At 43.4% G+C, this 14,021-nt stretch carries 9 protein-coding genes; 6 read left to right on the top strand and 3 right to left on the bottom strand.

Going from position 1 to position 14,021, the window contains the following annotated elements; all coding sequences use genetic code 11:
* Positions 1-26 precede the first annotated feature (26 nt).
* Together narQ and AC3CIA_RS22175 are read left to right on the top strand one after the other, a co-directional pair.
* The gene (gene narQ, locus AC3CIA_RS22170; RefSeq protein WP_488519082.1) at positions 27-1,757 is read left to right on the top strand and encodes a nitrate/nitrite two-component system sensor histidine kinase NarQ; all 1,731 of its coding nucleotides are present in this window, start codon (positions 27-29) and stop codon (positions 1,755-1,757) included.
* Positions 1,744-2,376, top strand: coding sequence for a response regulator (locus AC3CIA_RS22175; protein ID WP_004731316.1), 633 nt, complete (start codon positions 1,744-1,746; stop codon positions 2,374-2,376). Before narQ ends, AC3CIA_RS22175 begins: the two co-directional genes overlap by 14 nt.
* A gap of 232 nt (positions 2,377-2,608) precedes the next feature.
* Here AC3CIA_RS22175 and dcuC read toward each other — a convergent pair whose 3' ends face one another.
* The 3 genes from dcuC to AC3CIA_RS22190 form a co-directional block, all read right to left on the bottom strand.
* Entirely contained in the window at positions 2,609-3,976 is a 1,368-nt protein-coding gene (gene dcuC, locus AC3CIA_RS22180) for an anaerobic C4-dicarboxylate transporter DcuC (RefSeq protein ID WP_016785306.1), read from the bottom strand.
* Positions 3,977-4,426: 450 nt separating this feature from the next.
* Positions 4,427-4,933: a hypothetical protein gene (locus tag AC3CIA_RS22185; protein ID WP_171329634.1), complete on the bottom strand. Its 507-nt coding sequence runs from the start codon at positions 4,931-4,933 to the stop codon at positions 4,427-4,429.
* The gene (locus AC3CIA_RS22190; RefSeq protein WP_488519083.1) at positions 4,926-5,645 is read right to left on the bottom strand and encodes a winged helix-turn-helix domain-containing protein; all 720 of its coding nucleotides are present in this window, start codon (positions 5,643-5,645) and stop codon (positions 4,926-4,928) included. Before AC3CIA_RS22190 ends, AC3CIA_RS22185 begins: the two co-directional genes overlap by 8 nt.
* A gap of 356 nt (positions 5,646-6,001) precedes the next feature.
* On the opposite strand from AC3CIA_RS22190, the gene AC3CIA_RS22195 reads away from it, so the two are divergent.
* The 4 genes from AC3CIA_RS22195 to AC3CIA_RS22210 all read left to right on the top strand — a co-directional run bounded on the left by AC3CIA_RS22195 (position 6,002) and on the right by AC3CIA_RS22210 (position 14,000).
* A complete protein-coding gene (locus tag AC3CIA_RS22195; RefSeq protein WP_341635810.1) occupies positions 6,002-8,206 on the top strand; it encodes an alpha/beta fold hydrolase in 2,205 nt (734 codons plus the stop codon).
* A complete protein-coding gene (locus tag AC3CIA_RS22200) occupies positions 8,196-9,389 on the top strand; it encodes an outer membrane protein transport protein (protein WP_488519084.1) in 1,194 nt (397 codons plus the stop codon). Before AC3CIA_RS22195 ends, AC3CIA_RS22200 begins: the two co-directional genes overlap by 11 nt.
* Positions 9,390-9,583: 194 nt before the next feature.
* Positions 9,584-10,936, top strand: a complete 1,353-nt coding sequence (locus AC3CIA_RS22205; RefSeq protein WP_488519085.1) for an efflux RND transporter periplasmic adaptor subunit — start codon at positions 9,584-9,586, stop codon at positions 10,934-10,936.
* The gene (locus AC3CIA_RS22210) at positions 10,923-14,000 is read left to right on the top strand and encodes an efflux RND transporter permease subunit (RefSeq protein ID WP_488519086.1); all 3,078 of its coding nucleotides are present in this window, start codon (positions 10,923-10,925) and stop codon (positions 13,998-14,000) included. Before AC3CIA_RS22205 ends, AC3CIA_RS22210 begins: the two co-directional genes overlap by 14 nt.
* Positions 14,001-14,021 lie beyond the last annotated feature (21 nt).

A 14,021-nucleotide genomic window follows, 5' to 3' on the forward strand; every position in this document is an offset into this window, starting at 1 on the left:
ACTTATATACCTTCAGGATTTTGATTTTGCTTATTAAACCTGTTTCATCTGTAACGAGTACAATAGCTAAATCATTGCTATCCATACTGCTCCTTTCAGTTGCCACTACTGGTTTTGCCATCTTCACATTGGCGTCAAGTCTCAACGACGCAGAGGCGGTTAACGTGGCAGGCTCAATGCGTATGCAAAGCTATCGTTTAGCGCATGATATTCAAATAGAATCAGTTGATTATGATTCTCATATTCGTGAATTCGAAAGGTCTCTTTATTCTCCATCTATGACCAACTTGGTCAGTTGGGAAGTTCCGACAGACATCACCGAAGATTACTATTTAATTATTGGTCGTTGGCACGAGCTTAAACAGGTATTAAGCAGCGAAGACCGAAAGTACTATCTCGTATTAGTTGAAAACTTCGTTGCTGAAATCGATGGCTTCGTTTTTAAGTTGCAAGAGTTCTCTGAAGATAAGCTGATAAAGTTGGCGTGGGCTGGTGGTATTGGCTTAGGGGGAATTCTCGTCATATCTCTTTTTGTTGTTCACTTTGTCCGTAAACAAGTTGTTAAGCCGTTACATGCACTCGTTGGCGCCAGTCAGCGAATCAAAAACAGTGACTTTGAAGTAGAGTTGAAGGTCACCAATAACAACGAACTGGGTATTTTGACCAAGACATTTAACTCAATGGCGAAAGACTTGGGTGCGCTCTATCGAAACCTTGAAGACGTTGTGGATGCTAAGACAATAGAGCTACAAAACGCTAACCAATCACTCCAGGCGTTGTATCACTCTTCACAAGAGCTGACCGTAACTCGTATCGCCCCAGAGAATTTCCGAGCAATCCTGCAACACCTCGTGAGCTTAGAAGGCATCGAATCGTTAAGGCTAGAGATTGTAGATAACTCAGGTCGTTCATTGATCATGGATGAAGGGTACGACTCGAAATTAGATTATGAAAAATTTGAAATGAAGCTGGATGACAATGAGCTTATCTTGGGCTATTTATATTGTTCGTATCATCATGGCCATTCAACCAAGACGCTGATTGAGAGTTTTATCCAACTCTTATCGCGAGCTATCTACTATAATCGCGCGCAAAAAAAAGCTGAGCAGCTTATTATTATGGAAGAGCGTGCAACAATTGCACGTGAACTGCATGATTCACTGGCTCAATCACTGTCGTATTTGAAAATCCAAGTGACATTGCTGAAGCGTGTGATTGGCAAACTGCCAGAGCAACAACACCGAGAGCAGTCGGAACAAATAGCGTCGGAGATCGGTAACGGTTTGGCTGATGCTTATACTCAGTTACGAGAGTTGCTCACAACCTTTAGGTTGACGATAAAAGAGGGCAACTTCGGAGAGGCTTTGAGCACCATGCTTGAAGAACTCAGCGAAAGAACAGAAGCGAAGATTAACCTAACCAATAATCTTTCATCGATTGAGCTTGATGCGCACAGTCAGGTTCACTTGCTTCAATTGATTCGTGAAGCAACAATAAACGCAATAAAACACGCCAATGCCGACTTGATAGATGTATGTTGTATCGATGAGGAAGGTGAAGTATTCGTCGTGATTAAAGATAATGGAGATGGCTTTGACCCAAGTAGTTCGAAGATGAACCACTACGGGATGAGCATTATGCAGGAGCGTGCGGCAAGACTGAATGGCGACTTAACGATTGAAGCGGCTCAAGGTGAAGGCTGTACAGTCATATTGAAATATAAAAGTTTGAAGGAAGTTAAAGTTGACGATTTGTAAAGTAATGCTGGTTGATGATCATCCATTGATGCGCAGAGGTATAAGCCAATTACTGAGCTTTGAAGATGAATTCGAAGTGATTGCAGAAGCAAGTAACGGTACTGAAGCGGTCGCTCTTGCCCATGAAGAAGAACCGGACCTGATCCTTTTGGATCTTAATATGAAAGGCATGTCTGGCCTTGACACGCTGAAGGCACTTCGTACTGATGGCTCAAGCGCTAACATCGTTATTCTAACGGTTTCTGACAGCCCAGCAGATATTGAAGCAATTGTAAAAGCGGGCGCTGATGGTTACTTGCTTAAAGACACTGAACCCGATGAACTCATCGAATTACTGAAACAAGCGCACCATGGCGACAAAGCCTACAGCAGTGTTGTATCTCGTTACTTAAATGATGCTGAGAGCCGCAACGACATCTTCGACCAACTGACTGAACGTGAAATGCAGATCCTTCAAGAAGTTGCAAAAGGCTACCGCAACAAGCAGATCGCAGACCATCTGTTCATTTCTGAATCGACAGTTAAGGTACATATGAAGAGTTTGCTGAAAAAGCTACAAGTTCCTTCACGTACTGCAGCAACGGTTCTGTACCTAGAACGCTATGGTGACATGAAGTAGGGCTTGTTCCTTTGAAATAAAACTATTTCAAGCCGTACTGTTGGTTGTAAATGTTAGGGGCAAATAACGTGAGCTTTTAACGACAGTTTCTCGAGATAACTTTTAATTTAGCATCAATAGCCTCTAATGATTTTGAACACGTGACATTAAAAAAGGCGCTGAACTTATTAAGTTCAGCGCCTTTTTGTTAGGGCATTTTATATCCAAATAATCATGTCTGTTTTACTGACAATTAAGCTGCCATTGGTACTAGAACAAGCGTACCGAAGATAACCGTGATAAGACCACAGATTACAGGGACAGAAGTACGTTTTACTACTTCAAATGGGCTGATCTTACCCATACCAGATGTCGCGACAATTACACCAGAGACTGGCGAGATGGTACGACCTAGGTTCGATGCTTGAAGCATTGGGATGATTAGGAATGCTGGGTTCAAGCCCATTTTCGCAGCAAGTGACGGAGCCAGTTCTACGAATGCATAGAAAGGTGCGTTACCAGAACCTGTCGCGATAGCCGCTGCAACCGTTAGACCTGTTAGAATAAGCATTAACGCGATGCCGCCAGCGCCAGCTGATTCAGCAAGACCGATTAGGTTATCAATAGCACCGATAGACATTAGGCCTTGAGCAAATACGCCCGCCGCAACCAACAGCATTACCACGCCTTTGAATGCTTCTGCCATACCTTGGTAGCAAGAATCTAGGTCTTCTAATGTTTTCTCACCGTCGAACTTCTTCACAACGTAATCGATGATAGCACCCACGAAGATAGAGCCCACGACGATGGTGTAGATATCAAGTGAAAGGCCTGGAATCGTACGGCCGTTAAATAGGAATACACCGATGATAGGCAGGAATGGCAGTGCAGCGTAGAAAGCGGGTGCCGTTGTTTCAATGTCTGAAACGTCTACTTTTTCCATTGGTGTGTTTTCTTTCTTATCCAGATACTTGTTCCAGAAGAAAGCGGCCGCAGCCATCACGATGATTGCACAGATAGAAACAGGTAGTACCGTTTGAACGGCAAACACATCAAGAGACATGCCTGATTTTTCAGCTGCAATAACCACATCACCAGAGGTTGGTGAAAGAATGATTGCTGCAGGTGACGCACAAACTGCAACCGCTGCCGGGCGTGAAATACCCATTGCGGTCATCATTGGGAATAGGGTAGCCATCAATAGCACACCAAGGCCTGTTGCAGAACTTACTGCTAGAGACATTAGACACGCTACGATGTAAGCCGCAACAAGAAGTACGTATGGAGATTTGATAGCAGCAAGCGGTTTAGAGAATTGTTTCACTACCACGTTGTTTGCGCCGATGTGCGTCATATAAGAAGCAAAGCCACAAAGAAGCATGATTTGCATGCCTAGGCCGCCTCCACGGTACTGAAGCATGTACTTAACAAATTCTAGTGAGTCGGTAACCATGTTACCTGTTGAAGCGACCTTAGCTGGTAAGACTGTGTGACCAATAAGGCCAGTAATAAGAAGTAGGGCAAGGCCAGCAGTTAGTAATACGCCTGCCGCTTTATAGCCTTTCACAATAAAGTAACCAACAGCGATGGTAATCACTAATCCGATCAAGAGCTCTAACATAGAAATCTCCACAAAGTTTAAAAAATATAAGAAAGTGTTTCAGAATATGACAATGAATGTACAGAAAACTGCACTGTGGCACGAGGCATAGTTGAGGTTGATATGATCTAAGACAAACATTTTTTTCGATGTTAATTGTGGTTGTAAATCGTGATTAACTACTGTTGTTTAGATGTTAATAAACAAATTTTGTAGCTCGTTAGAATATAACTTGGATCACTTTTGGTTGTTCTAGTTGCATATGGATGCGTTATTTTATAAATCGTGAGTGTTTTTTGTACTTTGGAAGGAAATGTGTAACGAAGTGGGTATTTATCGGAGTAAAGAGGTGAGAATCTTAACTTTGACGATTACTTAGCTTTGACGCTTAACGCCTACTTATTTCCCTAAGTAAGCGTTAAAACACAAGCTGGCACTAAAATATAATTAGGGTGAAAATAGCGAGTGAGCTTAGTTCATATCAACGTCAGGAATGTCATTTGAATACGTTGACAGCTCAGAGCAGACTACCTTCTTACAAAAATGAATCATCCCATAGCGCGTCACCAGTAAAAACTCTTCTCTATTCAATGGAATGTAAGGCATCGCGTCAGAAGATAGGGTAGAACCTTCACTTATCATGACTTTTTCGTAAAACGACAACTCGCGATTCGGGATGATTTGCTGGTGTTGGTTCTCATCGAGTGAGATGTCGTGTTGAGTGACAGAGTAAGATCCCGATGACGTAAAACCGACTTGCTTGGTCGACACGTATAATAGGTCATAACTGTCATTCTTCTTAAATTCGATGTTAATAGAAGACTGGTTATGAATCATATTATTGGACGGGTTAATAATCGAAGCTGTATTTGCTAAATAATGCCCTGCAAGGTGTGACTTCGGAATAAAGGTAGAAAGCCAACCGATTAATACGCCAAGCAGTACCACAAAAATTACTGTATTCTTTTTGTTATTCACAAGTCACTCCTTTAAATCCTGCTGGAAAGCTCAGAGATTTTCCTGAATTATCGATGATGATTTTTCGTCCCTTATATTCATAAAGCGTGACGTTGAATAATTCATTAAAAGTGAATTCGTCGGATTCGATTTTACAAGAGATAAAATGCTGACCCACGAGATCTTCGCCTAGGCTATTTCTATCTAAATAAGAAAATAAATAATGGGATAAACCTGCAGTTACCAAAAATAATGTAACCAGCGCTACTACACTGTTTGTTTTTTTCGCTGCGGCCGTTGTCTCGGTTGTTGAATTTTCTGTCGCTATGCTATCTGTCGCCGTATTGTCTTCAGGTTGTTTCGTTTCTTGTTTTGGTTGCGATTGAATTTTACGCAGCGCGCTTTCTTTGTCTTGTGTCACTTGTCCTGCAAATCGATAGCCTTTACCACGTTCAGTAACGATGATCATTCCACTTTTGTCTTCCAAAGCTTTTCGGCAGATAGAGATGGTTTGCATTAAGCTTCCATCTTCAACGTATATACCTTTAGAAACCCACACTTGTTCGATCAGAACTTGGCGAGTGATTACTTCATTCGGTCGAGAGATAAAAAACTTGAGTAGCTCTGATTCATTCGAACCTATTGGGTATGTACGACCTGTCTTAAAGTGATGGATTTCACTCTCTTCTAAATTGACTTGTATATCATCATTGATAATAAATTCAGCAGACATCTGGGTTCTCATTGTTGTAAGCGTTCTAACCTAAATATAACAAATGTTGCTACAAATATAAACTCGCTGACTTTGTCTCCTTTGATATTTAAGTTATTGAATAAATTTATTTTATTCCCCTATTTAGATTCCCTTATAAACCTTTTTGAGGTTGTTTAATGCGGTTTCAGGTGCTTGGTGTCAGTTGCTATTAGATCATTAACTGGTGACGCTGATTTAGTGGGTGTGGGTAAAGTGCTCAAATTTCTTACGTAGTTCTATCAACGTGTCATTCCATCTCTGTGTTGCCTTGCTCTCTGCGAATAAAAGTCGAGTTTACCTCCGACTCAATCGGCAACTCAAATAACGATAAACGCATGACCACACCAGTTAAATGCGAAAGCTACGAAGGAGCTGTTTTGAAAGAATTCAATAAGCCATATCTATGTGGGCTAATGACGCTTGCCTTACTCGGCTGTCAGTCTGAAGACCCGACTCAAGAACCTGTTTCAGTTTTGGTTCCTTACAACATTAACGAACTACCAAAACCGAACGATGGGTATGGGTATGACGAAGACGGAACAATCTCGGGAATTGGAGAAGACGCTGTCGTAATGTCATCGGCTAACGATGCCTATTATCAAGATTACAACAATTCATACGCAGCACTAGATGGCTGGGGCCTTTGTGCAGAACCGATTTTAATTCCTCTGCAAAGTGTTAATTCCGACAAACGTTATCCATTAGATAACAACTCTTTATTAAATAATGTCGTGTTAATTGATGAGAGTGGGGAATTAGTTGCAACTCGCGTTGAAGCTGATGGTTCAAATATTAAGATTCAATGTGAAGCTAGTCTTAAACCACATGAACTGTATTCAGTCGTTGTAACTGATGGTGTGAAAACAGAATTTGGAGAGTCGCTTCAAGCTGCGCAATCTTTCAATGATCTTTTATATTCAGGTGTTCCCCTTGAAAGTGAAAGAGATATTGAATTACAGAAACAAGTACTCAGTGCTATGGACGCATACTACAAGCACTTTCCTGAACAAGGTGTTCCTGTGTATGCCGCTCAGTTTACAACGCAGAGTGCTTATTCGACTTTAGATGCGATGAGGGATAACCATATTTCTGAAGGAACGACCTTCTCACGAGAGCTCATTTTAGTCGAAGATAAAACGACTAAATATGATCTTTATACTCAAAAATTGAAGCTTCCATTTTATTTACCTTTTACTGAAAGTCGTGAGGCTGAATGTAATTATGATCAATACGAGCCTAAAGCATCATGTCCACCGTTATATGAATGGATGAAAACAGGCTCTGGTGGCTTTCCTACTGGAGATGATCCACTTCCAATTGTCGTAGAGTCACAAATTATCAATGCTGATATCTACACCCCAGCTCGTTGGGATGGAATCGAGCAGCTACCGACGGTGGTTTTTGTTCATGGCGTTACAGCTGATAAGTCTGCCGCTTCGCTAATGGCAAAAGATTATACAACACAGGGCTTTGCGGTGGTGGCTATTGATATGCCTTATCATGGTGAGCGCATGAGATACGATGTAAATGGGCTTGAAATTAGTGCTAAAGCGAACAAATCTTTCTTCATCAATATCGACTCGCCTCTTGCTCTTCGCTCCAATTTACAACAGTCGGTTTCGGACTTTTTAGGTTTACGTTTTGCTTTGAATGGTCAGCCATGGGTTGATAAAAAAAATATTCACTTAGTCGGGCACTCCTTGGGTGGAATCATGTCAGTCATGGTGAGTGAATTCAGTCAAGACTCCCCATTGTTTGGTTTTAAAACAGTTAACTTCGTCGTACCAGGACAGGGGCTCACCAATCTAACTTTAACATCTCAAACTTTAGGGCCTGAGATGTCTGAGGGTGTTAAGAAATCCCCAGATGTACAGCGCAGTATTGCTGAGACAGTTGTTCCTGAAAGCTGCGTGACAGATACGACCAATCAACAATGTATCGCGGCGTTGAACGAATTTGTCAGTTTATCTTCCGAAAATGCTCTTACGGTTAGCCAGTTAGAAAATGATATTTATGACCTTCTTGTGACTGGTTTAAAGCAGGGAGTTCAGGCTGCCATCGACAGCTCAGATCCTGCGAGTTTTACATCTCGTCAAGCCAACAACGAACAACCAACGTTATTGTTGGCGGCTGTAGGTGACTGCGGTGACTCATGTGATGTCGGCGTGGATTACATTCCAGACAGTGTCGTTCCCAACTCAGCTCCAGACAACATAAGAACGGGAACTGAGCCACTTATAAAGGCTTTGGGATTGGCCCCAATTACGGGCACGACAGGACAACCATTAACTACTACTGAAACTCGCGGGGTCATTCGAACGACCACGGGAGGGCATGGTACTTATCTGTTCCCTTATGAAGGAACGATGGACGAATCGGGATTACCCGGATTTCCAGATTCAGAAGAGCTTAATTTTGTTTGGGATGCGACCAATACTCAGCAGGTCGCCGTTGCCTCTATGGTAACAACAAAGGGTGCCTCAATCGAAATAGTGAACGAAGATCATATCGAAACAGAGGTGCCTCAAAATGAAGAATAAACTTTTATTGGGTACTGCAGTTGCTCTTGTTCCTTGCCTGACTAACGCGGCCGGTTTTCAACTTAATGCACAGTCCGCAACAGGGTTAGGTCGTGCATTCGCGGGTGATGCTGTGATAGCCGATAGCGCTGCGATTGTTGCTAAGAACAGTGCTGCGATGGCTTACATCGAGCAACCAACACTCTCTGTCGGCGCTATCTATATCGATAGTGGTATTGATGTGTCTAGTGTTAGCTACACACCAATGATTGGTGATACTGAAATGTTGGATGACCAATCATTAGACGCAGGGACATTAGTTCCAAACATTCATTATGTTCATCCTATCGAAGATTCAAAGTTCACATTAGGTGCGACGGTTCACTCCAACTTTGGTACCGATGTCGAATTTGATAACTCGTTCGAAGCCGATGAGTTTGGGGGCAAAACGGCGCTTTCCAGTATCAACGTTGGCTTTGCTGTTGCTTATGAATTGTCTGAAGAAATCAACTTAGGTGCAGGGCTGGATGTTATTTACGGTGAGGGTGAGATCTACCGTCAGGGCTTGTTGAATGTAGATGCGGACGGCTTTGGTTTGGGAGCCAACATTGGTGCGACTTATCAAGTGAATGAGCGAAACAGGTTCGGTATTTCTTATCGCTACAGCCCAGATATCGAAGTGGAAGGTGACATCACTAAAGCAGGCGTTTCTGCTGACAAAATGAATGTCCCGTTACCAGACACTCTAGAGTTTTCCGGTTGGCACCAACTCAACGATCAGTGGGCTTTTCACTACAGCCTGCAGTGGGTGAACTGGTCTGAATTTGACTCGCTAACATCTGACTCTTATGACGAGTCGATCAAAGAGTATCAATGGAAAGATGCAGGGCATGTTTCTGTCGGTGGTACATACAGCATGTCAAAGGACATCGTTCTACGAGCGGGCTACATGTACGACATCTCACCGACCGATGAACTTACATCCTTGTCTATACCTGATGTAAACCGACACTGGCTCACAGTTGGAGGGACATATAGCTTCACGGCTGCCAGCTCTGTGGACGTTGGAGTCGGATTTATCATCGGAGAATCACAAGATATTGACGAAAACCTGACGACGATTCCAGGAACGAGTTCCAATATAACTGCTGATGTGACTGCCGATGCTCTCTTGCTTGGTGTTCAATATCAGCATCGTTTTTAACTTTTACTTTGGAGTTCAGAACGTAAAAATTTAGGAATCATATAAAAATTGCAGGGCTCGACAGTGAGTTGAGCCCTTTTCTCATTATTAGCTGTTTTAGCATTATTTAAATAGCTGGAAGCTCATTAAGTAAGAAATAGCTGCTTAGAAAAACGTTTTAATTCAGACGAATTCAACGGTTATGGTTATTAAAAATGAAATTTACAAAGCTTAGTAAAACAATCTGTCTGGCACTGTTTGCCTTACATATCTCTCCATCGTTTGCCCAAGACTCAAACTTGATTCCTGTGACTATCGAAAAAGCGCACAAACAAGCATTCACATCTTCAATCAACGAGGTTGGCAAAATCAGGGCAACGGATTCTGCTGCATTGACATTTAGTGCCTCCGACAAAATTCTCAACATCCATTTCAAAGATGGAGATTCAGTTAAAAAAGGCGAACTGATCGCTCAATTGGACAATACCAAAGCGAAAGCCGATTTAGACAAAGCAAGAAGCTCGCTCGCTCTGGCAAAGTCGAAATTAAAGCGAGTACAAGAATTACTAAAGAAACAGCCTGACTCTATGTCTCAACAAGATGTGGAAGAACTGGGAGAGCAGGCGAATCTAGCAGCAGCGGATTACCGTCAGAAAGAAGCGCTGATGAATGACTATTTATTGGTAGCGCCATTTGATGGGCAGTTAACTAATTTTACCCACTCAGTGGGCAGTAAGATTGATAGCGCAACCGCGCTGGTGAGCTTGATCAAACTCGATCCTGTCGAAGTTCAGTATTCCATTGGACAGTCGGATTTAGGTAACGCGCAGCTTGGACAGAACGTTTCCATCCAAGTTGATGCTTTTGTCGATGAAGCCTTTTCTGGCGTAGTGGATTACATTGCCCCCGCGGTGGACGAGAGTTCAGGCCGTGTAGAAGTACACGCGCACGTAACCAACCCAGACCATCGCTTGGTTCCAGGTATGTTTGCCAAAGTAAGCCAAATGACGAGCGAAGACACAACGCAGATGGTGGTTTCCCAAAATTCCGTTCAAGTAAAAGATGCTGAGCGCTTTGTGTGGGTTGTGAATGGCGAAAAGATCGAACAACGCATTGTTGAATTGGGCGTAAATACTAACGACGGATACGTTGTTGTCGAGAAAGGCTTGAAACTGGGTGATAAGGTTGTAGTGACGGGACAACAGAATCTCAAGAAAGCGTCGTTGGTTAAGGTAATGAACCCAAATGTTGAACAGAAAACCGTTGAGTTAATAACGGAACCGACAGACAAAGAAGACACTCAGCAGACTGTTGATCCTAAAGTAGAAAAGAGCGTAACAAAGGTGGATGAACAACATCCGGTAGAGCCTTCGGTTGATTGGACAGATGCATCGAAAGGTGTAGACGAAGCGATCAACGAAAACACCGAGCAAGCAGAGGTAAGCGCGACTGTTGAGCCGTTATCGAGCGAAACCCTAAGCCAGGAAACTTTAAGCAAGGAAATCCAAAGTAAGGAAACCCAGAGCAAGGAAGCCGTAACGAAGGAGAATCTGAATGAAGCTTCCTGAGATTTGTATTAAGCATCCAGTTTTTGCTTCAGTACTGAGTATCGCAATTGTTTTATTTGGCATGCTGTCATTTCAGAAACTATCGATCCAATATTTCCCTGAACATAAAACACCGTCAGCGACCGTAACCGCGGCGATTAATGGTGCGAGCGCAGAGTTCATGTCACGTAACGTGGCCGACAAACTGATTACCGCTGCAACCGGTCTCGACAGTGTGAAAACCATGACGACGGACTGTCAGGAAGGTACGTGTAATCTAAAAATCATCTTTGAAGATGACATTGATGATGTCGAATACACCAGTTTGATGAACAATCTGCGCAGCAGTGTCGAAGCGATTGGCGATTTTCCGCCAAGTATGACGGATAAGCCAACGGTAACGGATGACTCTTCTGACACCAGTATGCCCAGTAACATCATCACTTTTGTCAATACTGGCAAGATGTCGAAGCAAGATATGTACGACTACATTAGCCAACAGGTTGTGCCTCAGTTTAAGCATATACAAGGCGTTGGCGGTATTTGGGGACCGTACGGCGGCAGTGAAAAGGCGGTGCGTGTTTGGCTTCAACCCGATCGCATGATGGCGCTTAACATGAGTGCATCGGATGTAGTTGGTACATTAAGCTCATACAACGCGACATTTACCGCGGGTACTATCAAAGGTCAGGTGAGAGATTTCTCTATTAACCCGGTCAACCAAGTGACCAGTGTTGATGATGTGCGAGATTTGGTGATTCGTGTTGATAACGGCAAGATCATTCGTGTAGGCGATATTGCAGAAGTTAAAATGGGAGAAGAAAGCCTAACCCCGAGTATTCTTCGAGTCGATGACAACTTAGCAATGTCGATTCAGGTACTGCCACTGAAAAGTGAAAACCCAGTGATTGTTGCCAATAAGGTTAAGAAGCAAATAGATGTGATTCAGCCTCAGTTGCCAGAAGGCATTGAGATGAAGATGGTCTACAACCAAGCTGATTTCATTAAAACCGCAATTGACGAAGGTTTCATGACTTTGGTTGAGGCGATTGTTCTTGTTTCAGCCGTTGTCGTGTTGTTCCTTGGTTCAGTTCGTGTGGCGTCTATTCCTATTATCACGATCCCAGTCTGTGTGATTGGTGTGTTTGCAGTTATGCATGTGCTCGGGTTTAGTATCAACGTGCTGACTATCTTGGCCATCATTCTTGCGATTGGTTTGGTCGTCGATGATGCCATCGTCGTTGCTGAAAACTGTTACCGACATATCGAAGAGGGCGAAACCCCTTTTAATGCGGCAATCAAAGGGTGCCGAGAGATCGTCTTTCCTGTGATAGCGATGACGCTGACTTTAGCAGTCGTGTATCTCCCTATTGGTTTGATGTCGGGCTTAACCGCCGACCTATTTAGACAATTTGCTTTCACGTTAGCAGCAGCAGTGATCATCTCTGGGTTTGTTGCTTTAACGCTCTCGCCCATGATGTGTGCTTACTTAATGAAGCCAGTTACAAAGCCGGCAAGGTGGTACAAAAAAGTTGATGCGAAGCTGAATGTTCTATCTGACTTGTACACCAAGGAACTTAGCAAATGGTTTGAGCGTAAAACACTGATGAGTGGTATTGCCTTGGTGTTGATTACTCTGTCTGCTTTGGCGGTTTGGACAATGCCTCAAGTGTTGCTTCCAACGGAAGATACTGGTTTTGTTGAGGTCACTTCAACGCCTCCTACAGGGGTCGGACGTCAGTATCACCTAGACAACAACGAGCAGCTTAACAGTGTGTTCAAAGGTGATAATTCAGTAGAAGCGAATTTATCTTACATCGAAGGGACTCCGACCAATCACGTTTTATTGAAATCATGGGGCGAACGTGACCAGTCAGCCGATGAGTTGGTGAACGAGTTTATCGCTAAAGCGCAAAGTTCAGTCTCTGCCTACGGCATGTCTTTCAAGGTTCGCTCTGCAGATAACTTAAGCATAGCGACCAATATGATCCTTGAGCTGACGACGGTTAACCGCGACACCTCGGTGTTGTCTGAAACCGCAAGTGAAGTCGTTGAGGCGCTTGAGAGTTATGAGGGCGTGACCAACATTAAAAATTCGATGTTACGCGACCAATTGCGTTATGACTTGTCGATTGACCGCAATGCGATTGTGTTGTCTGGCGTGGATTACAGTAATGTCACCAATGCGCTATCTACTTTCTTAGGTTCAGTGAAAGCGGCAGATTTACAAGCCGATGACGGTTATACATACCCCATTCAAGTTCAAGTTAACCGAAAGGATCTCGGCGACTTTAAGGTTCTCGATAAGCTGTATGTGGACTCACAGTCTGGCCAAAGGCTTCCTTTGTCTCAGTTTGTATCGATTAAACAAGTGACATCAGAATCGAACTTCAAGACATTCATGGGCAAAGACAGCGCTGAAATTACGGCTGACTTAATGCCCGGATATACAGCGAGCGATGTGAAAGCTTATATCGACGACATGGTGCCGAGCTTATTGAAACCCGCACAGAGCTACGAGTTCAATGGAATTGTAAAAGACCTCGTTGATTCAACAGCCGGTGCACAGGTGTTGTTTGTATTGGCGTTAATTTTCATCTTCCTGATTTTGGCGGCGCAATTTGAAAGCTTTGTTGATCCGATGATCATCCTGCTAACGGTTCCGTTGTGTATCGTGGGTGCGATTCTGACGCTATCGATATTTGGCCAAAGCCTTAATATCTACTCAAAAATCGGCTTGCTTACTCTGGTTGGGCTAGTGACCAAACATGGTATTTTACTGGTGGAATTTGCTAACGAGAAACGTAAATCGGGTGCAAGTGCTCAAGAGGCGGCGATCAGCAGTGCGCGTTCAAGATTGCGTCCTATCTTGATGACATCACTCACCATGATCCTCGGTTCATTGCCACTGGCACTCGCGGATGGTCCGGGTTCACTAGGCCGTATCAATATTGGTTTAGTGTTGGTCGGAGGTTTGACTGCCGGAACCTTCTTCTCACTGTTCTTAGTGCCAGTCGCTTACGTCGGTATGGCGAACCTAAAACAGATGGACATATTAGCTCGCTTGAGAACGAAAGCAGCATAGCGATATACTTTAAGTTTAAGT

This window comes from Vibrio sp. QJM3NY_27, assembly GCF_057785955.1.